The sequence below is a fragment of the Bacillus sp. FSL R9-9530 genome, from assembly GCF_038008145.1.
Taxonomy (GTDB): Bacteria; Bacillota; Bacilli; order Bacillales; family Bacillaceae_G; genus Bacillus_A; species Bacillus_A mycoides.
Map to the genome: position 1 here is coordinate 109,628 of NZ_JBBOYO010000001.1, position 24,863 is coordinate 134,490.

Annotated in this window: 27 protein-coding genes; all 27 read left to right on the forward strand. The window is 37.7% G+C overall.

The genetic code is table 11. The annotated features are described in order from the left end of the window. The first annotated feature begins 95 nt into the window (after positions 1-95). A complete protein-coding gene (locus tag MKX66_RS00540) occupies positions 96-428 on the forward strand; it encodes a putative DNA-binding protein (protein WP_002033794.1) in 333 nt (110 codons plus the stop codon). Between the two features lie 12 nt (positions 429-440). Beyond that, complete coding sequence (ffh, locus tag MKX66_RS00545; RefSeq protein ID WP_002014519.1) at positions 441-1,790, forward strand: signal recognition particle protein; 1,350 nt, start codon at positions 441-443, stop codon at positions 1,788-1,790. A 100-nt stretch (positions 1,791-1,890) separates the two neighbouring features. After that, a complete protein-coding gene (rpsP, locus tag MKX66_RS00550) occupies positions 1,891-2,163 on the forward strand; it encodes a 30S ribosomal protein S16 (protein ID WP_000268750.1) in 273 nt (90 codons plus the stop codon). A 14-nt stretch (positions 2,164-2,177) separates the two neighbouring features. Beyond that, positions 2,178-2,405, forward strand: coding sequence for a KH domain-containing protein (locus tag MKX66_RS00555; RefSeq protein WP_002088196.1), 228 nt, complete (start codon positions 2,178-2,180; stop codon positions 2,403-2,405). 121 nt (positions 2,406-2,526) lie between these two features. Further along, a complete protein-coding gene (gene rimM, locus MKX66_RS00560; RefSeq protein ID WP_002014521.1) occupies positions 2,527-3,042 on the forward strand; it encodes a ribosome maturation factor RimM in 516 nt (171 codons plus the stop codon). After that, positions 3,042-3,776: a tRNA (guanosine(37)-N1)-methyltransferase TrmD gene (trmD, locus tag MKX66_RS00565; RefSeq protein ID WP_002014522.1), complete on the forward strand. Its 735-nt coding sequence runs from the start codon at positions 3,042-3,044 to the stop codon at positions 3,774-3,776. The genes rimM and trmD overlap by 1 nt, the downstream gene beginning before the upstream one ends. A gap of 146 nt (positions 3,777-3,922) precedes the next feature. Beyond that, positions 3,923-4,267 (forward strand): 50S ribosomal protein L19, encoded by a 345-nt coding sequence (gene rplS / locus MKX66_RS00570; RefSeq protein WP_002014524.1) that lies wholly within the window; start codon positions 3,923-3,925, stop codon positions 4,265-4,267. Positions 4,268-4,367: 100 nt separating this feature from the next. Then, entirely contained in the window at positions 4,368-4,919 is a 552-nt protein-coding gene (gene lepB, locus MKX66_RS00575; protein ID WP_002066791.1) for a signal peptidase I, read from the forward strand. Between the two features lie 20 nt (positions 4,920-4,939). Next, positions 4,940-5,830, forward strand: coding sequence for a ribosome biogenesis GTPase YlqF (gene ylqF, locus MKX66_RS00580; protein ID WP_002014526.1), 891 nt, complete (start codon positions 4,940-4,942; stop codon positions 5,828-5,830). A gap of 55 nt (positions 5,831-5,885) precedes the next feature. Next, entirely contained in the window at positions 5,886-6,659 is a 774-nt protein-coding gene (locus MKX66_RS00585) for a ribonuclease HII (protein ID WP_341085283.1), read from the forward strand. A 193-nt stretch (positions 6,660-6,852) separates the two neighbouring features. Further along, positions 6,853-8,013, forward strand: a complete 1,161-nt coding sequence (gene sucC / locus MKX66_RS00590; RefSeq protein WP_002014529.1) for an ADP-forming succinate--CoA ligase subunit beta — start codon at positions 6,853-6,855, stop codon at positions 8,011-8,013. A gap of 19 nt (positions 8,014-8,032) precedes the next feature. Then, a complete protein-coding gene (sucD, locus tag MKX66_RS00595; RefSeq protein ID WP_002033796.1) occupies positions 8,033-8,935 on the forward strand; it encodes a succinate--CoA ligase subunit alpha in 903 nt (300 codons plus the stop codon). Between the two features lie 88 nt (positions 8,936-9,023). After that, positions 9,024-9,893 carry a DNA-processing protein DprA gene (gene dprA / locus MKX66_RS00600; protein WP_341085285.1) on the forward strand — a complete coding sequence of 290 codons (870 nt, stop codon included), beginning with the start codon at positions 9,024-9,026 and terminating at the stop codon, positions 9,891-9,893. Between the two features lie 144 nt (positions 9,894-10,037). Beyond that, entirely contained in the window at positions 10,038-12,116 is a 2,079-nt protein-coding gene (topA, locus tag MKX66_RS00605; protein WP_002088184.1) for a type I DNA topoisomerase, read from the forward strand. A 48-nt stretch (positions 12,117-12,164) separates the two neighbouring features. Continuing rightward, a complete protein-coding gene (gene trmFO, locus MKX66_RS00610) occupies positions 12,165-13,469 on the forward strand; it encodes an FADH(2)-oxidizing methylenetetrahydrofolate--tRNA-(uracil(54)-C(5))-methyltransferase TrmFO (RefSeq protein ID WP_002014534.1) in 1,305 nt (434 codons plus the stop codon). 71 nt (positions 13,470-13,540) lie between these two features. After that, positions 13,541-14,440, forward strand: a complete 900-nt coding sequence (gene xerC, locus MKX66_RS00615; protein WP_078175468.1) for a tyrosine recombinase XerC — start codon at positions 13,541-13,543, stop codon at positions 14,438-14,440. Positions 14,441-14,482: 42 nt separating this feature from the next. Continuing rightward, positions 14,483-15,025 carry an ATP-dependent protease proteolytic subunit HslV gene (hslV, locus tag MKX66_RS00620; RefSeq protein ID WP_002014538.1) on the forward strand — a complete coding sequence of 181 codons (543 nt, stop codon included), beginning with the start codon at positions 14,483-14,485 and terminating at the stop codon, positions 15,023-15,025. Positions 15,026-15,047: 22 nt separating this feature from the next. After that, positions 15,048-16,439, forward strand: coding sequence for an ATP-dependent protease ATPase subunit HslU (gene hslU, locus MKX66_RS00625; protein WP_002014539.1), 1,392 nt, complete (start codon positions 15,048-15,050; stop codon positions 16,437-16,439). A gap of 77 nt (positions 16,440-16,516) precedes the next feature. Then, the gene (gene codY, locus MKX66_RS00630) at positions 16,517-17,296 is read left to right on the forward strand and encodes a GTP-sensing pleiotropic transcriptional regulator CodY (protein WP_002014541.1); all 780 of its coding nucleotides are present in this window, start codon (positions 16,517-16,519) and stop codon (positions 17,294-17,296) included. 355 nt (positions 17,297-17,651) lie between these two features. Next, complete coding sequence (gene rpsB / locus MKX66_RS00635) at positions 17,652-18,353, forward strand: 30S ribosomal protein S2 (RefSeq protein WP_002088178.1); 702 nt, start codon at positions 17,652-17,654, stop codon at positions 18,351-18,353. Between the two features lie 103 nt (positions 18,354-18,456). Further along, entirely contained in the window at positions 18,457-19,344 is an 888-nt protein-coding gene (gene tsf, locus MKX66_RS00640; RefSeq protein WP_002088177.1) for a translation elongation factor Ts, read from the forward strand. Between the two features lie 66 nt (positions 19,345-19,410). Next, the gene (gene pyrH / locus MKX66_RS00645) at positions 19,411-20,133 is read left to right on the forward strand and encodes a UMP kinase (RefSeq protein ID WP_002014544.1); all 723 of its coding nucleotides are present in this window, start codon (positions 19,411-19,413) and stop codon (positions 20,131-20,133) included. A 3-nt stretch (positions 20,134-20,136) separates the two neighbouring features. After that, positions 20,137-20,694 carry a ribosome recycling factor gene (gene frr / locus MKX66_RS00650; RefSeq protein WP_000531506.1) on the forward strand — a complete coding sequence of 186 codons (558 nt, stop codon included), beginning with the start codon at positions 20,137-20,139 and terminating at the stop codon, positions 20,692-20,694. A gap of 85 nt (positions 20,695-20,779) precedes the next feature. Beyond that, a complete protein-coding gene (locus tag MKX66_RS00655) occupies positions 20,780-21,556 on the forward strand; it encodes an isoprenyl transferase (RefSeq protein ID WP_002014545.1) in 777 nt (258 codons plus the stop codon). Between the two features lie 17 nt (positions 21,557-21,573). Next, positions 21,574-22,365 (forward strand): phosphatidate cytidylyltransferase, encoded by a 792-nt coding sequence (gene cdsA, locus MKX66_RS00660; RefSeq protein WP_002088171.1) that lies wholly within the window; start codon positions 21,574-21,576, stop codon positions 22,363-22,365. A gap of 23 nt (positions 22,366-22,388) precedes the next feature. Beyond that, on the forward strand, positions 22,389-23,531 hold the full coding sequence (gene dxr / locus MKX66_RS00665) for a 1-deoxy-D-xylulose-5-phosphate reductoisomerase (RefSeq protein ID WP_002014547.1): 1,143 nt from the start codon (positions 22,389-22,391) through the stop codon (positions 23,529-23,531). Positions 23,532-23,548: 17 nt separating this feature from the next. Further along, positions 23,549-24,805, forward strand: coding sequence for an RIP metalloprotease RseP (gene rseP, locus MKX66_RS00670; RefSeq protein ID WP_002088169.1), 1,257 nt, complete (start codon positions 23,549-23,551; stop codon positions 24,803-24,805). Positions 24,806-24,863: the final 58 nt, after the last annotated feature.

Below are 24,863 nucleotides of genomic sequence, written 5' to 3' on the forward strand. Positions count from 1 at the left end.
AATATGTGATGTTAAGAAAAAAACTTGACACTCTTTTATACTCCATGTAAACTAAGTCATGTAAAGGGAAATCACTTAACAAAGGATGATCCAACATGCTCGAGAAAACAACGAGAATGAACTATTTATTTGATTTTTATCAATCGTTGTTAACGCAAAAACAAAGAAGTTATATGTCGCTTTATTATCTAGATGATTTATCTCTTGGTGAAATTGCGGAAGAATTTGATGTAAGTCGCCAAGCCGTGTATGATAACATTAAACGGACTGAAGCGATGCTTGAAGAATATGAAGATAAATTAGTATTACTTCAAAAGTTTCAAGAGCGACAGCGACTTGTTGCAAAGCTAAAACAGCTACTCAGCGAAGAAGAGCATGTGAATGAAGAAATGAAACAAGTTGTTGAAGCTATCGAAAAATTAGATTAGGAGGGCGGCAATATGGCATTTGAAGGATTAGCCGACCGACTTCAACAGACAATGCAAAAAATCCGCGGCAAAGGAAAAGTTTCTGAAGCCGATGTAAAAGAAATGATGAGAGAAGTTCGTCTAGCTCTTTTAGAAGCGGATGTTAACTTTAAAGTAGTAAAAGATTTTATAAAGCGTGTGTCTGAGCGTGCTGTCGGACAAGATGTAATGAAAAGTTTGACACCTGGACAACAAGTAATTAAAATCGTACAGGAAGAACTTACAGAACTTATGGGCGGAGAGCAAAGCAAAATTGCTGTTGCTAATAAGCCACCTACTGTTATAATGATGGTTGGTCTGCAAGGTGCGGGTAAAACAACGACGACAGGTAAGCTTGCAAATTTGCTTCGTAAAAAGCATAATCGTAAACCGATGCTTGTTGCAGCGGATATTTACCGTCCAGCAGCGATTAAACAGCTTGAAACATTAGGGAAGCAATTGGACATGCCTGTTTTCTCCTTAGGAGATCAAGTAAGTCCGGTTGAAATTGCGAAACAAGCGATTGCGAAAGCAAAAGAAGATCATCACGATTACGTTTTAATCGATACAGCGGGTCGCCTGCATATTGATGAAGAACTAATGGGTGAATTAGCAAAAGTCAAAGAAGTTGCGAAACCGGATGAAATTTTCCTTGTTGTCGATGCGATGACAGGACAAGACGCGGTAAATGTAGCACAAAGTTTCCATGAACAGTTAGGATTAACAGGTGTTGTATTAACGAAATTAGATGGTGATACGCGCGGTGGTGCGGCATTATCTATTAAGGCTGTAACAAACACACCAATTAAATTCGCTGGTATGGGTGAAAAACTAGATGCAATTGAAGCGTTCCATCCAGAACGTATGGCATCCCGTATTTTAGGGATGGGCGACGTCTTAACATTAATTGAAAAAGCGCAAGCTACAGTTGATGAAGAGAAAGCAAAAGAACTTGAGCAAAAAATGCGTACGCTTTCGTTTACGCTTGACGATTTCCTAGAACAACTTGGACAAGTGCGTCAACTTGGACCGCTTGACGAATTGTTAGGAATGCTTCCTGGTGCAAATAAAATTAAAGGGCTGAAAAATGCACAAGTTGATGAAAAACAAATTGGGCATATTGAGGCAATTATTCGTTCTATGACTAAAGTAGAACGAGAACAACCGGAAATAATCAATGCTAGTCGTAAAAAGCGCATTGCCAAAGGTAGCGGTACAACGGTACAAGAAATCAATCGTCTAATCAAGCAATTTGATGATATGAAAAAAATGATGAAGACGATGACGGGAATGCAAAAAGGTAAGAAAAAAGGACTAGGTGGATTGAAGTTTCCATTCATGTAAGGAAAAAAGATGGCTCTGTTAAGAAAAAATACTTTACAAAGCAATAGTCTTTTTGCTAATATAATTATCTGTGTGAAATAAATTCGGAGGTGCTTTATAAATGGCAGTTAAAATTCGTTTAAAACGTATGGGAGCTAAAAAAACTCCTTTCTATCGTGTAGTTGTTGCAGATTCTCGTTCTCCTCGTGACGGACGTTTCATTGAGGAAATCGGTACTTACAATCCGGTTGCTCAACCAGCGGAAGTTAAGATCAACGAAGAAGCAGCATTAAAATGGTTAGGAAATGGTGCTAAACCATCTGATACAGTTCGTAACCTTTTCTCTAACCAAGGTATCATGGAGAAATTCCACTTATCTAAACAAGGTAAGTAATTGAGGCAATGACAATGAAAATGTTAGTCGAGACAATTGTTAAACCTCTTGTGGATCATCCTGGAGATGTAAAAGTTACACAGGAACTTTGCAACGGAGAAATAAAGTATCGATTAACTGTACATCCTGAGGATGTTGGAAAAGTCATTGGAAAGCAAGGGAAAGTTGCGAAAGCGATTAGAATGCTCTTGTATTCAGTGGGACATCATAATGATGAGAACGTCACACTGGAAATTCAATAAACGTAAAAAGGGCGAGGAGTTATTTCCTCTCCCTTTTTTAACATTTAAAGAGAAATTGCATGTTCCATATATAAAATGGAAATGCTTAATTTATATAGAAACCAGGGGTGACATACTATTTATGACAAAATGGTTTAATGTAGGGAAAATTGTAAATACTCATGGCGTAAAAGGAGAAATTCGTGTTATTTCTCGTACTGATTTTCCAGAAGAGCGATATAAAGTAGGGAACACGTTATACATATGGGATGAGAAAGGTACAGACTATCTTACAGTGAAGGTAACTTCTCATCGTCAACATAAGACATTTGATTTATTAACACTTGAAGGATACAACAATGTAGATGAAGTAGAGAAGTTAAAAGGTTCTTTAATAAAAGTACCAGAAGAGCAGTTAGGCGAACTAGCTGAAGGTGAATACTACTACCATGAAATTATTGGTTGCAACGTTGTAACGGAAGAAGGAGAAGCGTTAGGGACAATCAAAGAGATTTTATCTCCTGGTGCGAATGACGTTTGGGTGATTAAACGTCCAAAGGGTCAAGATTTGTTAATTCCTTATATTGATGACGTTGTACTTCAAGTTAACATTGAAAATAAATTAGTAACCATTCATGTAATGGAAGGGCTACTATAATGAAAATTGACATTTTAACATTGTTTCCAGATATGTTTACGGGTGTATTTGGTTCTTCAATTTTAAAGAAAGCACAAGAAAAAGAAGCGGTAGAGCTTCGTGTTGTCAATTTTCGTGAGTATACAACTAGTAAGCATAATAGTGTAGATGATTATCCGTATGGTGGGGGCGCTGGTATGGTATTAACCCCACAGCCTATCTTTGACGCAGTAGAAGAGTTAACGAAGGAAACAGACCGTAAGCCGAGAATCGTCTTAATGTGTCCACAAGGAGAGCGTTTCACGCAGAAGAAGGCAGAAGAGCTTGCTGGAGAAGAGCATGTTATTTTTGTATGTGGCCATTATGAAGGATACGATGAACGAATTCGTGAGCATCTTGTAACAGATGAGATTTCTATTGGGGATTACGTATTAACGGGTGGGGAATTGGCTTCTATGGTAGTCACTGACAGTGTTGTACGTCTTTTGCCAGGAGTGCTTGGGAATCAAACGTCACAAGTGGAAGACTCTTTTAGCACAGGTTTGTTAGAACACCCACATTATACACGTCCTGCTGATTTTCGTGGTATGAAGGTACCGGATGTACTAATGTCAGGAAATCATAAAAACATTGATGAATGGCGCCATAAAGAGTCACTACGTCGTACGTACACACGTAGACCGGATTTGCTGGAAGAACGAGAATTATCTAAGCAAGAAGAGAAATGGCTGGAACAGATTAAAGAAGACCGATAAGGGCTTGATATATTTTCTATTGCAACAGTCCTAGCAATATGCTATTATAACATTTGTGCTACTGAAATCAGTAGCCGTATTAACGATGTTCCGCTGTAATTTAATAAGACTTTATAAGAGCATCTGTTTAAAGGAGAGAATTTAATATGCAACAATTAATCACAGAAATCACAAAAGGCCAATTGAAAACTGACCTTCCTTCATTCCGTCCTGGAGACACTTTACGTGTACACGTAAAAGTAGTTGAGGGAACTCGTGAAAGAATTCAGCTTTTCGAAGGTGTTGTAATTAAACGTCGTGGTGGCGGAATCAGTGAAACATTCACAGTTCGTAAGATTTCTTACGGTGTAGGTGTTGAGCGTACATTCCCAGTTCACACGCCAAGAATCGCGAACATCGAAGTACTTCGCCGTGGTAAAGTACGTCGTGCTAAGTTATACTACTTACGTAACCTTCGCGGTAAAAAAGCACGTATTAAAGAAATTCGATAAGACATGTATGGGAGCTTGTAAATACACAAGCTCCCTTTTTCCAATCTATATGAAATTTTGGTATAATACGAGCAGCTTACATAACAGTGGAGGGGAAAGCATGAAGAAAGAGAAGAGCTCACTTTGGGAATGGATCAAAGCAATTTTGATTGCTGTTGTATTAGCGGGCGTAATTAGACAGTTTTTCTTTGCCCCAATTCTCGTAGACGGTGTATCGATGTCGCCGACTTTACATGACCGTGATCGAATGATTGTTAATAAAATTGGCTATCACATAGGTGATCCGAAACGCTTTGATATTATTGTATTCCGAGCGACGGAAGAAAAAGATTATATTAAGCGTATTATTGGCCTGCCAGGCGACGAAATCGAATACCGTAATGATAAACTATATGTTAACGGGAAACCTTATGAGGAGCCGTATTTAGATAAGCAGAAAAAACAACTTGCTGACGGACCGCTTACATATGATTTTACTCTTGAAGAAATGACAGGAAAGAAAACTGTTCCAGAAGGTCAATTATTTGTTTTAGGCGATAATCGTCGTTTTAGTAAAGATAGCCGTTCGATTGGTACAATTTCAATGGACCAAGTGATTGGTAAAGCAAATATGCTATATTGGCCGTTAAAAGATGCGCGTATTGTGAAATAAAAGAAAAAGAAGGTGGCAACATGGTAATTCAATGGTTCCCAGGACATATGGCAAAGGCTAGACGCCAAGTAACAGAAAAATTAAAGTTAATTGATGTTGTAATTGAGCTTGTAGATGCTCGATTACCTTTATCTTCTCGTAATCCAATGATTGATGAAATTATTACACATAAACCAAGGCTTGTTGTTTTAAATAAAGCGGATATGGCGGATGATCGTCTTACAAAGCAGTGGATTGCATATTTTGATGAAAGAGGTCAAAAGGCAATTTCAATTAATGCGCAAGCTGGACAAGGTATGAAAGAAATTGCAGCAGCTTGTAAAGTTCTTGTCAAAGAAAAATTCGATAAAATGGTTGCTAAAGGCATTAGACCAAGAGCAATTCGTGCTTTAATTGTAGGTATTCCAAACGTTGGTAAATCTACACTAATTAATAAATTAGCGAAGAAGAATATAGCAAAAACAGGAGATCGTCCTGGTGTGACAACGGCCCAGCAGTGGATTAAAGTTGGGAAAGAAATGGAATTATTAGATACACCAGGTATTTTGTGGCCTAAATTTGAAGATGAATTAGTTGGTCTTCGTTTAGCGACGACTGGTGCAATTAAAGATTCTATATTAAATCTACAGGATGTAGCTATTTATGCGTTACGTTTTATGGAAAAACATTATCCGGAACGTTTAAAAGAGCGATATAATTTAAATGACATTCCAGAAGAAATTGTGGAGTTATTTGATGCAATTGGAAAAAATAGAGGTTGCTTAATGGGCGGCGGAATGATTGATTATGATAAAACATCTGAGCTTATACTTCGTGAGCTTCGTGGTGGAAGATTAGGAAAAATGACATTTGAAACACCAGAAGAGTTTGCAGAGCAGGTAGAAGATGCGGAAAAAGTAGAAGAAGTATAAGACGTACGTTTGTACGTCTTTTCTTTTTGGTTACGTTTAAAAGGAGTGTAAATAGATGCAAAAAATGACTATTCATGAAGCGGAATGTTTGCTGCAAGAAATTATGAATGAAGAAGACGAGCGTTTTCAAATGTTAGTGAAAGATGAGCGAAAAGGTGTTCAAAAACTAATTTTGAAGTGGTATAAACAAAAAGAGTTAGCGCAAAAAGAAAGAGAAAAATTTCTAGAAATGTCAAAGTACGAAAATGAGTTACGTGAAAAAGGGCTCACATACATTGCTGGTATTGATGAAGTGGGTCGTGGGCCGTTAGCAGGACCGGTTGTGACGGCGGCAGTCGTCCTTCCGGAAGATTTTTATATTCCAGGATTAAATGACTCGAAAAAATTAAGTGAAGCGAAACGTGAGCGTTTTTATGATGAAATTAAAGAGCATGCAATTGCGATTGGAGTTGGAATTATATCACCACAAGTTATTGATGAAATAAATATTTATCAAGCGACGAAGCAAGCGATGTTAGATGCCGTTGCTAATTTATCATGTACACCAGAATATTTATTAATCGATGCGATGAAGCTTCCTACATCAATTCCGCAAACATCAATCATTAAAGGTGATGCGAAAAGTGTCTCTATTTCAGCTGCATCTATTATTGCGAAAGTGACGAGAGATCGCATGATGAAAGAGTTAGGAGGAAAGTATCCTGCATATGGATTCGAACAACATATGGGATATGGGACGAAACAGCATTTAGAAGCGATTGAAGTACATGGAGTATTAGAAGAACATCGAAAATCATTCGCGCCAATTAAAGATATAATTCAAAAATAAGCTGTATATTCACAGCTTATTTTTTATTTTGGTATATAAACATTATTATTTTCGAAAAAGAATAAAGCGATTTCAGTTTTCTGACACTTTATTGTAGACAGCGTGCCAATCATCTTATACAATGGCAATGTAATGTTTTTTAAACATTAAAAAACTTTTCGAGTAAAACAGGAAAACAGGGGAGGATGGGACCATGAATATCCATGAGTACCAAGGTAAGGCAGTCCTTAGAAGCTATGGGGTTAGCGTTCCGAACGGGAAGGTTGCATTTACAGTAGAAGAAGCTGTAGAAGCAGCGAAAGAATTAGGAACGGAAGTATGTGTAGTTAAAGCGCAAATTCACGCTGGTGGACGCGGCAAAGCTGGCGGTGTAAAAGTTGCGAAAAATTTAGAAGAAGTTCGTACATATGCAGAAAGCATTTTAGGAACTACACTTGTGACGCATCAAACAGGTCCTGAAGGTAAGGAAGTAAAACGCTTACTTATCGAAGAAGGTTGCGATATTAAAAAAGAATATTATGTAGGTCTTGTATTAGATCGTGCAACTTCTCAAGTTGTTTTAATGGCATCTGAAGAAGGTGGAACAGAAATTGAAGAAGTAGCAGAAAAAACGCCTGAAAAGATCTTTAAAGAATATATTGATCCAGCAGTAGGTTTACAAGGTTTCCAAGCGCGTAGAATCGCGTTTAACATCAATATTCCAAAAGAACTTGTAGGACAAGCTGTGAAGTTTATGATGGGCTTATACAGTGCGTTTATCGAAAAAGATTGCTCTATCGCTGAGATTAATCCACTTGTTACAACAGGTGACGGTAAAGTTATGGCGTTAGATGCAAAATTAAACTTTGATTCTAATGCGTTATATCGCAATAAAGACATTTTAGAACTTCGTGATCTTGAAGAAGAAGATTCAAAAGAAATTGAAGCTTCTAAATATGATTTAAACTACATTCCTTTAGATGGAAATATCGGTTGTATGGTTAATGGTGCAGGTTTAGCAATGGCTACAATGGATATCATTAAACATTACCATGGTGACCCGGCTAACTTCTTAGATGTTGGTGGCGGCGCAACAGCTGAAAAAGTTACAGAAGCATTCAAAATTATCCTTTCTGACAAAAATGTAAAGGGTATCTTCGTTAACATTTTTGGTGGCATTATGAAGTGTGATGTTATCGCAGAAGGTGTTATTGAAGCGACGAAGCAGGTAGGTCTTGAGTTGCCTTTAGTTGTACGTCTTGAAGGTACAAACGTAGAGCTAGGAAAGAAAATTTTAAATGAGTCTGGTTTAAATATTGTTGCAGCAGAATCTATGGCAGACGGTGCACAAAAAATTGTTTCACTAGTGGGCTAATAGAAAGCGGGGGAGAAAAATGAGCGTATTAGTTAATAAAGATACAAAAGTTATTGTTCAAGGTATTACAGGTTCTCAAGGGTTATTCCATACAAAGCAAATGATTGAATACGGTACGAAAATTGTAGGTGGTGTAACACCAGGTAAAGGTGGCACTGATATTGAAGGCGTACCAGTATTTGATACAGTAGAAGATGCTGTGAAAGCAACAGGCGCAAACGCTTCAGTTGTATACGTTCCACCCGCTTTTGCGGCTGATGCAATTATGGAAGCTGTTGATGCAAAGGTTGATTTAGTAGTATGTATTACTGAAGGAATCCCTGTATTAGATATGGTAAATGTAAAGAGATATATGGCGGGTAAACATACACGTTTACTTGGACCAAACTGCCCTGGTGTCATTACACCTGACGAATGTAAAATTGGTATTATGCCAGGATATATTCACAAAAAAGGTCATGTTGGTATCGTATCTCGCTCTGGTACATTAACGTATGAAGCTGTACATCAGTTAACGCAAGAAGGTATTGGTCAATCTACTGCTGTAGGTATCGGGGGAGACCCTGTTAACGGTACGGACTTTATTGATGCGTTAAAAGCATTTAATGAAGATGAAGAAACGCATGCTGTAATTATGATTGGTGAAATCGGCGGTACGGCAGAAGAAGAAGCAGCAGAATGGGTACAAGCTAATATGACAAAACCAGTTGTAGGCTTCATTGGTGGTCAAACAGCGCCTGAAGGCAAACGTATGGGTCATGCTGGGGCGATCATTTCTGGCGGCAAAGGAACTGCTGCTGAAAAGATTAAAACAATGGAAGCTTGTGGTATTAAAGTAGCGGAAACACCAGCTGTTATGGGTGAAACATTAATCTCTGTTTTAAAAGAAAAGGGATTATTTGAGACTTGTAAAAACTACTAATCTTTTTGAAAGACACCTTCTTATTAGAGGGTGTCTTTTTACACATTTTTTGTTTACATAATAAAAATTATGGGTAAGGAGAATTGAGATGAAAAGAGAACGTTTATTGCACCTTCATTACATGTTGGCGGATCATTGGAAGGCGATGGAGAGACTACTATATGTTGATCCAGAACTGAAGGGAATATACACTTTTAGTCCGAAACAATTTGAATATTACGCTGGAATATCCTCGAAAAAATCTTTAGAACTAGTAAATTTTCTTCAAATTTCAAATCTCCAACAATATGTATCCCAGTTAGAAAAAAAGAGAATATTTTATATAACAATATGGGATAAGGACTATCCACAATTACTGCGAGAAATACAAGATCCCCCTTTTGTTTTATACGGAAAAGGAGAAAGAGATTTTCTAAATAAAGTAAATAAATTAGCGATTGTTGGAACGAGAGAACCGTCTTTATATGGAAAGGAGAGTATGAAGTTTATTTTACAACCTTTACTTGAAAAAGAATGGCTTATTGTTAGTGGGTTTGCAAGAGGGATAGATACAATTGCTCATGAAGTTACAGTAAGGCAGCATTGCCCGACCATTGCAATATTAGGACATGGATTATCTTATATGTATCCAAAGGAGAATAGAGGTTTATATGACACGTGGAAAGATTATATATTGTTATTGACAGAGTATCCGCCCCATTATGTGCCGAAAAAATGGTATTTCCCAAAAAGAAATCGAATTATTAGCGGTATAAGTAAAGGTGTTTTAGTTGTAGAAGCAAAAACGAGAAGTGGATCCCTTATTACTGCAGACCTTGCGCTAGAACAAAATAGAGAGGTGTTTGCGCTTCCTGGACCTATATTTATAGAGAGTGCAGCGGGAACGAATCATCTAATTCAACAAGGCGCAAAGCTAGTAAGAAATGCGGAGGATATCCTTGAAGAAATTTCAAATTAACCATATATTTTTATGTTTTTATTAAACAATTATTGACAAATGGTAGATTGTCGCTGTATGGTATATTCATTCTTGATTGACAAAAACAAGAGAAATCAATAAGATTGATGAAGACTTGAATCCACCTCTTAAGGAGGCACTAGCATGTCAGATTACCTCGTAATCGTGGAGTCGCCTTCTAAGGCGAAGACCATTGAAAAATATTTAGGGAAAAAATACAAAGTCGTCGCGTCCATGGGACATGTCCGCGATTTACCTAAAAGCCAAATGGGGATAGAAGTAAAGAATAACTTCACCCCGAAGTATATTACCATTCGTGGTAAGGGTCCCGTTTTAAAAGATTTAAAATCAGCGGCAAAAAAAGCAAAGAAAGTCTATCTCGCGGCCGATCCGGATCGTGAAGGAGAAGCAATTGCTTGGCATTTAGCAAATACGTTAAATGTGGACGTTGAATCAGATTGCCGAGTTGTATTTAATGAGATTACAAAAGATGCAATAAAAGAATCATTTAAATATCCTCGTGCAATTAATATGGATTTAGTAGATGCACAACAGGCAAGGCGTATACTCGATCGTCTTGTTGGTTACAATATTAGTCCTTTATTATGGAAGAAAGTAAAAAAAGGATTAAGTGCAGGACGCGTACAATCTGTAGCAGTTCGTTTAATCATCGAACGTGAAAAAGAAATTCAAAGTTTTGAACCTGAAGAATTCTGGACAATTAAAACAGAATTTGTGAAAGGGAAAGACACATTTGAAGCAAGCTTTTACGGTGTAGATGGTGAAAAAGTTCAATTAACGAACGAAGCACAAGTGAACGAAATAATCGAAAAGATGAAAGACAATGCGTTTTCGGTTGAAAATGTAACGCGAAAAGAGCGAAAGCGTAACCCTGCATTACCGTTTACAACATCTTCCTTGCAACAAGAGGCAGCGCGTAAGTTAAATATGCGAGCAAAGAAAACAATGATGCTTGCACAGCAGCTGTATGAAGGGATAGATCTTGGAAAACAAGGGACTGTAGGTCTTATTACGTATATGAGAACTGATTCAACACGTATCTCAGAAACAGCTCAAACAGAGGCTCGTGATTACATTACTGAGGCGTTTGGTGCGGAATACATAGGAACAGAGAAGAGGAAAGAAACGAAAAAGTCGAAAGCACAAGATGCGCATGAGGCGATTCGTCCTACTTCGGTAATGAGAAAGCCAGAGGAACTAAAAAGTTTCTTAAGTCGTGATCAACTCCGTTTGTATAAACTGATTTGGGAGCGATTTGTTGCAAGTCAAATGGCATCTGCTATAATGGATACTGTTACAGCGAAACTCATTAATAACAATGTTCAGTTCCGTGCAAGTGGATCAGTTGTAAAGTTCCCAGGATTTATGAAAGTGTACGTAGAGTCGAAAGATGATGGTGCGGAAGAAAAGGATAAGATGTTGCCACCGTTAGAAGTAGGTGAAACTGTATTTTCAAAAGATATAGAACCAAAGCAACATTACACACAGCCTCCGCCGCGTTACACAGAGGCTCGTCTAGTAAGAACACTTGAAGAGCTTGGAATTGGGAGACCGTCTACTTATGTACCGACACTTGAAACAATCCAAAAACGAGGATACGTTGCTTTAGATAATAAACGCTTCGTTCCGACTGAGCTTGGTGGAATAGTAATCGAACTTATTTTAGAGTTTTTCCCAGAAATTATTAACATTGAATTTACTGCCAATATGGAGCAAAGCCTTGATGAAGTAGAAGAAGGAAATGCAAATTGGGTGAAAATTGTTGATGATTTCTACGTAGGATTTGAACCGCGCTTAGAAAAAGCGGAAAAAGAAATGCGTGAAGTGGAAATTAAAGATGAACCAGCTGGGGAAGACTGTGAATTATGTAGTCACCCGATGGTCTTTAAAATGGGTAAATATGGGAAGTTTATGGCTTGTTCAAATTTCCCGGAATGTCGTAATACAAAACCGATTGTAAAAGAAATCGGTGTTACTTGTCCGAAGTGTGATAAAGGGCAAATTATTGAACGCCGTAGTAATAAAAAGAAACGCCTTTTCTACGGATGCGGTACGTATCCAGAATGTGACTTTGTATCTTGGGATAAGCCGATTGGTCGTAAATGTCCGAAGTGTGAAGGTATGCTCGTAGAGAAAAAGTTAAAAAAAGGCGTGCAAGTACAATGTATTTCGTGTGATTATGAAGAAGAACAACAAATGTGAGCGTAACTGCTCACATTTTTTTCGGGAAGAAAAGGAAAGGTGATATATATGACAACACAAGTAGTAAACGTCATTGGCGCAGGTCTTGCAGGAAGCGAAGCAGCTTACCAAATTGCAAAGCGTGGTGTCCAAGTAAAATTATATGAAATGAGACCAGTAAGGCAAACACCAGCTCATCATACAGATAAATTTGCTGAATTAGTATGTAGTAACTCACTTCGCGCAAACACATTGACAAATGCTGTTGGTGTTATTAAAGAAGAAATGCGTCTAATGGATTCTGTCATTATTCGTGCAGCTGATGAGTGCTCTGTACCAGCAGGAGGTGCTTTAGCTGTAGACCGTCATGAATTCGCGGCGAAAGTGACTGAATATGTGAAAAATCATCCGAACGTAACTGTAATGAATGAGGAAATCACTGAAATTCCAGAGGGACCAACTGTTATCGCGACAGGTCCACTTACGTCTCCGGATCTTTCTGCACAATTAAAAAAACTAACAGGTGAAGATTATTTTTATTTCTATGATGCTGCAGCGCCAATCGTTGAGAAAGACAGCATTGACATGAATAAAGTATATTTAAAATCCCGTTATGATAAAGGTGAAGCGGCATATTTAAACTGTCCAATGACAGAAGAAGAGTTTGATCGTTTTTATGAGGCTTTAATTGCTGCTGAGACAGTGCCTTTAAAAGAATTTGAAAAAGAAATTTTCTTTGAAGGTTGTATGCCAGTAGAAGTTATGGCAAGTAGAGGAAGACAGACGTTAGTATTTGGACCGATGAAGCCTGTTGGGTTAGAAGATCCGAAAACAGGGAAAACACCGTATGCGGTTGTTCAATTACGTCAAGATGATGCAGCAGGAACATTATATAATATTGTAGGCTTCCAAACACATTTAAAGTGGGGGCCACAAAAAGAAGTGTTACAGCTAATTCCAGGACTAGAAAACGCAGAGATTGTACGTTATGGTGTAATGCATCGTAATACGTTTATTAATTCGCCTAATTTACTTCGTCCAACATATCAATATAAACAACGTGATGATTTATTCTTCGCTGGTCAAATGACTGGTGTAGAGGGTTATGTTGAATCAGCAGCATCAGGATTATTAGCGGGTATTAACGCTGCTCGACTTGTAAAAGGTGAAGAGCCAGTTGTATTACCACCTGTAACTGCAATGGGAAGTATGGCAAATTATATTACTGCGACAAATGCGAAAAACTTCCAGCCAATGAATGCAAACTTCGGTTTATTTACACCGTTAGAGAAGAAAATTAAAAAGAAACAAGAGCGAAATGAAGCATATGCTACACGCGCTTTGGAAACAATTCAAAATTTTGTAAATATTTAATTAAATTTCTTGCAAAGGCTACTAAGTTGTGATACGATTTAGTAGCCTTTATTGAGGTGAATTATATGGATGTGAATGTGAAGAAATTGTTACAATTATTCGTTGGATATTTACAAATTGAAAGAAATTATTCAAAATATACAATTGCAAGTTATCAAAATGATTTAGAACATTTTGTGCAATTTATGGAGCGAGAAGGCATATCCTCTTTTTTAGATGTTACATACGCGGATGTTCGTTTATACTTGACGACGTTGCACGATCAGAAGTTAGCCCGTAAATCTGTCGCAAGGAAAGTATCAAGCTTACGAAGTTTATATCGTTTTTTGATGCGTGAAGGTTATCAAAAAGATAATCCGTTTGCACTTGCGTCACTTCCCAAGAAAGAATTGTCAATCCCAAAGTTTTTATATGCTGAAGAGTTAGAGGAATTGTTTGAAGTTTCTGATACAGGGGCACCATTAGGTCAAAGGAATCAAGCTTTATTAGAGTTGATGTATGCAACTGGGATTCGTGTAAGCGAATGCGTTAATTTGCAACTTACCGACATTGACTTTGCAGTGGGAACAATTTTAGTGATGGGAAAAGGGAAAAAACAAAGATATATTCCGTTCGGAAGCTATGCACAAGATGCTTTAATTACTTATATAGAGAACGGGAGAAAACAGTTAGCTCAAAAGACTGAAGAACAATCTCATATGGTATTTTTAAATGCGAAAGGTAAGCCGTTAACAGATCAGGGTGTACGTTATGTTTTGAACGAACTCATTAAGAAAGCTTCACTTACAATGCGGATAAGTCCCCATATGTTAAGGCATACATTTGCTACACATATGTTGGATGAAGGAGCGGATTTACGTACTGTGCAGGAGTTATTAGGTCATGAGAATTTGTCAACCACACAAATTTATACGCATGTCTCTAAAGAAAGATTGCGTTCTGTGTACATGAAGCATCACCCGCGGGCATAAATTGCTTTTAAGGCTATAAAAACATATAAAGGAGTTTTTTCTATGGGAAATTTCCACGCTACAACGATATTTGCAGTTCATCATAATGGAGAATGTGCAATGGCTGGAGATGGTCAGGTAACGATGGGAAATGCTGTTGTAATGAAACATACAGCTCGCAAAGTTCGCAAACTTTTCCAAGGGAAAGTTTTAGCTGGTTTTGCAGGATCAGTTGCTGATGCATTTACTCTTTTTGAAATGTTTGAAGGAAAATTAGAAGAGTATAATGGCAACTTGCAGCGCGCTGCAGTTGAGATGGCGAAACAATGGCGTGGTGATAAAATGCTACGTCAGCTAGAAGCAATGCTCATTGTCATGGATAAAACAACGATGCTCCTTGTTTCAGGTACAGGAGAAGTGATTGAACCAGATGATGGTATTTTAGCAATTGGTTCAGGCGGACATTATGCACTTGCTGCTGGTCGTGCTTTAAAGCAACATGCAAGTGAACATTTAACAGCGAAACAAATTGCGAAGGCCAGTTTAGAAATTGCAGGCGATATTTGTGTTTATACGAACCACAACATAATTGTTGAAGAATTGTAGAATCGTAAGGGAGGCATTTTATATGCATTTACATTTTACTCCGCGTCAAATTGTGGAAAAATTAGATCAATACATCATCGGTCAAAAAGATGCAAAGAAAGCGGTTGCTGTAGCTCTACGAAATCGATACCGTCGCAGTAAATTAGTTGAAAATTTACGTGATGAAATTGCACCTAAAAACATTTTAATGATTGGACCGACAGGTGTTGGTAAAACAGAGGTAGCACGGCGAATGGCGAAACTCGTTGGAGCACCTTTTATTAAGGTTGAAGCGACGAAATTTACAGAAGTTGGATATGTGGGTCGAGATGTAGAGTCGATGGTCCGTGACCTTGTTGAAACGTCTGTTCGCATTGTGAAAGAGGAAATGGTAGTTAAAGTTCAAGATAAAGCAGAAGAGCAAGCGAATCAACGTCTTGTTGAAATTTTAGTGCCGAGTCCGGAGAAGCAATCTGGATTTAAAAATCCATTAGAAATGCTTTTTGGTGGTAATCAAAATTCAAACCAAACATCTGATGCACAGGAAGATGATGAAATCGAAAAGAAACGTCAAGATGTGGAAAGAAAGCTTGCGGCAGGCCTTCTTGAAGATGAAGTGATATCAATCGAAGTGACGGAACAACAGTCTTCTATGTTTGATATGTTGCAAGGAACTGGCATGGAACAAATGGGAATGAATTTCCAAGATGCACTAGGAAGTATCATGCCGAAAAAAACGAAAAAACGTAAACTTTCTGTAAAAGAAGCAAGAAAACTCTTGACAAATGAAGAGGCACAGCGCTTAATTGATATGGATGAAGTTACACAAGAGGCTGTTTATCGTGCTGAACAGCTCGGGATTATTTTTATCGATGAAATTGACAAAATTGCTGGTAAGCAGTCGAATAGCGTAGATGTATCGCGTGAAGGTGTGCAACGTGACATTTTACCGATTGTAGAAGGATCGAATGTAGCAACGAAATACGGATCAGTAAAAACCGATTATATTTTATTTGTTGCAGCTGGAGCGTTCCATATGTCTAAACCGTCGGATTTAATTCCGGAATTGCAAGGGAGATTTCCGATTCGAGTAGAATTAACAAAATTATCGGCGGATGATTTTGTTAAAATATTAATCGAGCCTGACAATGCGCTAATTAAACAGTACACGGCGTTATTAGCGACTGAAGGTATAGAAATTGAATTTTCAGACGAAGCTATTCGTAAGATTGCTGAGATTGCTTATCAAGTTAATCAGGATACAGATAATATTGGAGCGAGAAGACTTCATACTGTTATGGAGAAGCTCCTTGAAGATTTATCGTTTGAGGCATCTGAAATTACGTTAGAGAAAATAACGATAACACCTCAATATGTTGAGGAAAAATTAGCGACAATAGCTAAAAATAAAGATGTGAGCCAGTTTATTTTGTAATAGTGTCATCAGGTGACTCGCCCTAGTTTCCAAGTGATGAAAAAATATGTAAGTAACATGTAGGAGGAAATTTTGAAATGGAATTATTAGCAAAAACGAGAAAATTAAATGCGTTATTACAGAGCGCAGCAGGAAAGCCTGTAAACTTTAGAGAGATGTCTGACACAATGTGTGAAGTAATTGAAGCGAACGTGTTCGTTGTAAGTCGTCGCGGTAAATTATTAGGATATGCGATTCACCAACAAATCGAAAACGAACGTATGAAGCACATGCTTGCAGAGCGTCAATTCCCAGAAGAGTATACGCAAAGTTTATTCAATGTTACAGAAACATCTTCAAATTTAGGTGTGGATAGTGACTACACAGCATTCCCAGTAGAAAATAGAGAATTATTCGGTCAAGGTTTAACTACAATCGTACCAATCGTTGGTGGCGGTGAGCGTCTAGGTACACTAGTATTAGCTCGTCTTGGTCAAGAGTTCTTAGACGATGATTTAATTCTTGCTGAATACAGCTCAACTGTTGTAGGTATGGAAATCTTACGTGAAAAAGCAGAAGAAATCGAAGAGGAAGCACGTAGTAAAGCTGTTGTTCAAATGGCGATTAGCTCATTATCTTACAGTGAGTTAGAAGCAATCGAGCATATCTTCGAAGAATTAAATGGAACAGAAGGTTTACTTGTTGCAAGTAAAATTGCTGATCGCGTAGGAATTACTCGTTCGGTAATCGTAAATGCACTACGTAAATTAGAAAGTGCTGGTGTTATTGAGTCTCGCTCTTTAGGTATGAAAGGAACATACATTAAAGTGCTAAACGACAAGTTTCTACAGGAACTTGCTAAATTAAAAACAAACTAATTTATAAAAAAAACTCTCCTCGCTTGAGGAGAGTTTTTTGTTTTTTTAAGTGAATGATTTTGCTTACGTAAGGCGTCATGACAACATTCATTAGAAAACTATTAATTAACCTTCAATTCCTTGCTTAAAGGAATTGAAGGTTGGTAATACTAGGATTTGAGCGTGAAAAAAAGAAAGTTTTACATTGTTCGCATTTTCGACTTGATTGTAATATTTCAGTATGATATAGTAAGCAGTGGTGTCAGTACAAAGTACACACGTTTACTGATTTAAGTGTTGGTGCTACGTTCGTAGTTTCGCTTAGAGATGAAGTAAACGGAGGATATCAAAAAAACCATTTAGGAGGAACTAAATTATGTCAGTAATTTCTATGAAACAATTGCTTGAAGCTGGTGTTCATTTCGGACATCAAACTCGTCGTTGGAACCCAAAAATGAAGCGTTACATCTTCACAGAGCGTAACGGTATCTACATCATCGACTTACAAAAAACTGTGAAAAAAGTTGAGGAAGCTTACAGAACGATGCGTGACATCGCTGCTGAAGGTGGAGACATTTTATTCGTAGGTACTAAAAAACAAGCACAAGAAGCTATTAAAGAAGAAGCAACTCGTGCTGGTATGTACTTCGTTAACCAACGTTGGTTAGGTGGAACTTTAACAAACTTCCAAACAATCCAAAAGCGTATCAAGCGTCTTAAAGATATCGAAAGAATGCAAGAAGATGGTACTTTCGAAGTACTTCCTAAGAAAGAAGTTGTTCAACTTAAAAAAGAGTTAGAGCGTCTTGAGAAATTCTTAGGCGGTATTAAAGATATGAAAGGTCTTCCAAGTGCATTATTCATAGTAGACCCTCGTAAAGAGCGTATTGCAGTTGCTGAAGCACGCAAATTACACATTCCAATCATCGGTATCGTTGATACAAACTGTGATCCGGACGAAATCGATCACGTTATTCCAGCAAACGATGATGCAATTCGTGCTGTAAAACTTCTTACATCTAAAATGGCAGACGCGATCCTTGAAACAAAACAAGGTGAAGAAACTGTTACTGCGTAACAAATTTGGAAAGGTGATAAGGGGTTCGGCCTTTTATCACCTTTTTTAAGGTATAAACACCTTTATAAAAGGTATAAATACATATTTTAGGAGGATGAAAAATATGGCAATCACTGCACAAATGGTAAAAGAACTTCGCGAAAAAACTGGCGCAGGTATGATGGACTGCAAAAAAGCTTTAACAGAAACTAACGGCGACATGGAGAAAGCAATTGACTTCTTACGTGAAAAAGGTATTGCGAAAGCTGCTAAAAAAGCAGACCGCATCGCTGCTGAAGGTTTAACTTTCATCGAAACAAACGGTAACGAAGGTTTAATCTTAGAATTAAACTCTGAGACTGATTTCGTTGCGAAAAACGAAGGTTTCCAAGCGTTAATTAAAGAATTAGCTGCTCACTTATTAGCTAACAAACCTGCTAACGTTGAAGAAGCTATGGCTCAAACAATCGAAGGCGGCAAAACAGTAGAAGAGCACATCAACGAAGCAATCGCTAAAATTGGTGAAAAACTTACACTTCGTCGTTTCGAAATCGTATCAAAAACTGATGCTGATGCATTCGGCGCTTACCTACACATGGGTGGACGTATTGGTGTATTAACAGTTCTTGAAGGTTCTACTGACGAAGCAGCTGCTAAAGATGTAGCAATGCACATCGCAGCAGTTAACCCTAAATACATCGACCGCGATGCTGTAACAGCTGAAGAAGTTGAGCATGAGCGTCAAGTATTAACACAACAAGCTTTAAACGAAGGAAAGCCTGAAAAAATCGTTGCGAAAATGGTAGAAGGCCGTCTTGGCAAATTCTTTGAAGAGATTTGCTTACTTGACCAAACATTCGTTAAGAATCCTGACATGAAAGTTCGTCAATTCGTTGAGTCTAAAGGCGGAACATTAAAAGGATTCGTTCGCTACGCTGTTGGTGAAGGTATCGAAAAACGCGAAGACAACTTTGCTGAAGAAGTAATGAACCAAGTAAAAGGTAACAACTAATACAGATTAGGGAACACATTGTGTTCCCTTTTTTAAAATAAAGATGTAAGCAATTGGAGGTTCATTATGAGTAAACCGAAATATAATCGTGTCGTTTTAAAGCTGAGCGGAGAAGCTTTAGCTGGCGAGCAAGGATTTGGAATTAACCCAGCTGTTATTAAGTCAGTTGCGGAACAAGTGAAAGAAATTGCAGAACTTGATGTAGAGGTTGCTGTTGTTGTTGGTGGCGGTAACATTTGGCGTGGGAAAATTGGAAGTGAAATGGGCATGGATCGTGCAGGAGCAGATTACATGGGCATGTTAGCAACAGTTATGAATTCATTAGCTCTTCAAGATAGCTTAGAGAATATTGGAATTCAAACTCGCGTACAAACTTCAATTGAGATGCGTCAAGTGGCAGAGCCTTACATTCGTCGTAAAGCAATTCGTCACTTAGAGAAAAAACGTGTTGTTATCTTTGCTGCAGGTACAGGTAACCCATACTTCTCTACAGATACAACAGCAGCATTACGTGCAGCTGAAATCGAAGCGGACGTTATTTTAATGGCGAAAAATAATGTGGATGGCGTATATAGTGCAGATCCATCTATTGACCCAACAGCTACGAAATACGAAACACTTACTTACTTAGATGTATTAAAAGCAGGTTTAGGTGTAATGGATTCTACAGCTTCTTCTTTATGTATGGATAATGATATTTCATTAATTGTATTCTCGGTTATGGAAAAAGGTAACATTAAACGTGCCGTTTTAGGCGAAAATATTGGAACAGTTGTAAGGGGGAAATAAATTATGGGACAACAAGTATTGAAGTCTTCAAATGAAAAAATGGAAAAAGCAGTTGCTGCTTATTCTCGTGAATTAGCAACAGTTCGCGCTGGTCGTGCAAGCTCGTCTGTATTAGATAAGGTACAAGTTGATTACTATGGTGCACCAACACCAGTTGTGCAATTAGCGAACATTACAGTTCCAGAAGCACGTTTGCTTGTAATTCAACCTTATGATAAAACTTCTATCGGTGATATTGAAAAAGCAATTTTAAAAGCAGATTTAGGCTTAAACCCTTCTAATGATGGAACTGTAATTCGTATTGCATTCCCTGCATTAACAGAAGAGCGTCGTCGCGATCTTGTAAAAGTTGTGAAGAAATATGCTGAGGAAGCAAAAGTTGCTGTTCGTAACGTACGTCGTGACAGTAATGATGACCTTAAGAAGCTTGAAAAAGCTGGCGACATTACAGAAGATGATTTAAGAGGATATACTGAAGATATCCAAAAAGAAACAGATAAATATATTGCAAAAGTTGACGAAATCGCAAAAAACAAAGAAAAAGAAATTATGGAAGTGTAATAGCGATAATTTCGCAAATATGACCCTCTTCTTAAGGGGGTCTTTTTACACTTTTAGGCATACGTCTGCTTGTTGGAGGGTATGAATGATGTTTAAAAAGTTTCCTTTTTTTAAAAGTAAAAAGGTCACATCGTTTGATCATCTCATTGAAAAAGTGAAAAAAGGATATATCCCAGAACATATTGCTATTATTATGGATGGTAATGGAAGATGGGCAAAGAGAAGAGCCATGCCTCGCATTGCTGGTCATCATGAAGGTATGCAAGTTGTGAAGAAAATCACAAAATTTGCAAGTAAGCTTGATGTGAAAGTATTAACTCTTTATGCTTTTTCGACTGAGAACTGGAAAAGACCGAAAAAAGAAGTTGATTATTTGATGAAGCTTCCAGAAGAATTTTTAGGTGCATTTTTACCAGAGTTGATTGAAGAAAACGTACAAGTCCGAGTAATAGGGCAAAAAGATCGTCTTCCTACGCATACGCGCAGAGCGATGGAAAAAGCCATGGAAGATACGAAAGAGAATACGGGATTAATTCTTAATTTCGCGTTAAACTATGGAAGTCGAGATGAAATCGTTTCTGCTGTGCAACATATGATGAAAGATAGTGAGGAAGGAAAAATTCGTTCGGAAGAAATAAGTGAAGAAAAGATTTCTTCTTACTTAATGACGAGTTCTTTACCTGATCCAGAGTTGTTAATCCGTACAAGCGGAGAGCTACGTATTAGTAATTTCATGTTATGGCAAATTGCTTATTCGGAATTTTGGTTTACAGATGTGTATTGGCCAGATTTTACCGAGGAACATTTGCTAAATGCGATTACAGACTTTCAACATAGAGGGCGCAGATTCGGAGGCGTGTAGAAAGAGAGGGTTTGGTAGTGAAACAGAGAATTATTACTGGAGTGATTGCTGCCGCGCTATTCATTCCCATCGTAATTTACGGTGGCGTGCCTTTTACAGTTTTAGTGTATGCACTTGCTTCTATAGGTTTATATGAATTAATTCGTATGAACAAGCTTACGCTTATTTCGGTACCAACAGTTTTAGCTGCAGTATTATTGTGGATTATTTTAATTCCGAGTAGTGCATCAGAACTGTTTACGTGGATTGGGTTAGGTAAATTAGAAATCACATTTGTGATTGTTTTATTACTTTTATCATATACAGTCCTTTCTAAGAATACATTTACTTTTGACAATGCTTCATTTTTACTTATGGCAACGACATATGTTGGAATGGGATTCTTATATTTAAATGAAACGAGAATATTAGGAATCAAATATGTGTTCTGTGCACTATTTGTCATATGGGCAACTGATTCAGGTGCATATTTCATAGGGAAAGCATTTGGAAAAAGAAAATTATGGCCAGAAATTAGTCCGAATAAAACGATTGAAGGTTCATTAGGCGGTATTGTTTGTGGAATTGTTGTTGCACTTGTTTACAATATGTTCTTCCCAGTTGAAGCGAATGTAGGAGTTTTAATCGTTCTGACGATTATCATTTCTATTTTTGGACAAATTGGTGATTTAGTGCAATCTGCATTTAAACGCCATTATGGTGTAAAGGATTCAGGTACAATTTTACCTGGACATGGTGGTATTTTAGATCGAACAGATAGTTGGTTATTTGTGTTACCAATTCTATACTTCTTATTACAATACAATTAATAAATGAACGAGGGGGTGGAGTCATGAAAAACATTAGTTTACTAGGTGCAAGCGGATCAATCGGTACACAAACATTAGATGTGTTACGCTCGCACCCAGACCAATTCCGTCTCGTTGCTTTTTCTGTAGGGAAAAATGTTGATTATGCAGTAAAGGTAATTCAAGAATTTTCCCCGCAAATTGTCTCTGTGCAAAGAGAGGAAGATGTTTTAAAATTACAAGCTGTTTCTGGTAATACAAAAGTAGTATATGGTAGCGAAGGCTTATTAGAAGTAGCGCTGCACCCAGATACAGAAATTGTAGTGAATGCTGTTGTAGGTAGCGTAGGGTTGTTACCGACACTCCGCGCAATTGAGGCGAAAAAAACAATTGGAATTGCAAATAAAGAAACGTTAGTAACTGCAGGGCATCTTGTAATGGAAGCAGCACGAAAACATAATGTATCGTTACTTCCAGTAGACAGTGAACATTCAGCTATTTTTCAATGCTTGAATGGTGAAAATGAAAAAAGAATCTCTCGCTTAATTATAACTGCTTCAGGCGGAAGTTTTCGTGATAAAACGAGAGATGAATTGCATCAAGTGACCGTAGAAGATGCACTTCGTCATCCAAACTGGTCAATGGGTTCGAAAATTACAATTGATTCTGCTACAATGATGAATAAGGGGCTAGAAGTAATTGAAGCACACTGGCTTTTTGGTATCCCTTATGAGCAAATCGATGTTGTTCTACATAAAGAAAGTATTATTCATTCTATGGTTGAATTTGAAGATCGTAGTGTAATGGCACAGCTTGGCTCACCTGATATGCGAGTACCGATTCAATACGCGCTTACATATCCTGATAGATTGCCTCTTTCAGACACGAAACAGTTAAATTTATGGGAAATGGGAACATTGCATTTTGAGAAAATGAATCAAGAGCGTTTCCGTTGTCTACGTTTTGCGTATGAAGCTGGAAAGACAGGTGGAAGTATGCCGGCTGTAATGAACGCGGCAAATGAAGTAGCTGTTGAAGCTTTTTTACAAAAGAGAATTGGTTTCTTAACAGTGGAAGACCTCATTGAAAAAGCAATGCACCATCACACTGTCATTGCACGTCCGAGCTTAGAGGAAATTCAGGAAATTGACGCAGCCACAAGACGGTTTGTGATGGAACAAATTTAGCAAAGGTGGTTATGGAATTGAATACAGCGATTGCCTTTATATTAATTTTCGGTGCACTCGTATTTTTCCATGAGCTAGGGCATCTATATTTCGCAAAAAGAGCAGGTATTTTGTGCCGCGAGTTTGCGATTGGTTTTGGTCCGAAAATATTCTCATTTGAAAAGAATGAAACGGTGTATACGATTCGATTACTGCCCCTTGGTGGCTATGTAAGAATGGCTGGCGAGGATGCGGACACAGTTGAGTTAAAACCTGGAAAAAAGGTTGGACTTGTATTAAATGAAAAAGACGAAGTTGTGAAATTAGTTTTTGACGGACATGAAAAATATCCAAATGTTCGTGTCATTGAAGTCGAACAAGCTGATTTAGAGCATAATCTTACAATTTTGGGTTATGAAGAGTACGAGGAAGAGCTGCAAACATTCCGAGTAAATGAAAAAGCTCGTATCATTTCTGCGGGAGAAGAAATTCAAATCGCTCCGTACAATAGACAATTTGGCTCTAAAAAATTGGGCCAACGTGCTCTAACAATCTTTGCAGGTCCTGCAATGAACTTTATTCTAGCATTTGTTATTTTTGTGATTCTTGGATTTGTACAAGGAGTTCCTGTTGACAAACCAATGGTCGGAAAAGTAATGGAGAATAGTGCTGCAGAACAAGCTGGATTAAAAGAAAACGATACAATTCAAGCAATCAATGGGAAAAACACTAGTACATGGAAAGATGTTGTAACGATTGTACGTGAAAACCCAAATAAAGAAATTACGTTACATGTAAAGCGTGATAGTGAGCAATTTAATGTGAAAGTAACACCAACGCTTGATAAAGAAGGAAAAGACGAAGTTGGTAGAATTGGTGTTTATTCTCCTGTAGAGAAAACAGTGATGGGTTCTATTAAATCAGGGTTTGAACAAACATACGAATGGACGAAACTAATTTTTGATTCTCTTGTGAAATTAGTAACGGGTCAATTTTCTATTAATGAGTTGTCAGGTCCAGTAGGAATTTATAATCTAACAGATCAAGTTGTAGATTATGGATTTACGCGTGTACTAAGTTTAGCGGCAGTTTTAAGTATTAACCTTGGTTTATTTAATTTATTACCAGTCCCAGCTTTAGACGGTGGACGTTTGTTCTTCTTCTTAATTGAAGCATTACGAGGAAAACCAATTGATCGTCAAAAAGAAGGAATGGTTCACTTTATTGGGTTTGCATTATTAATGTTGCTTATGTTAGTTGTAACATGGAATGACATCCGTAAGTTTTTCTTGTAAAATAAGAAGAAGTTTATAATGAAATAGAGCTCATAGAATAAAATCCCTCACCTAACTC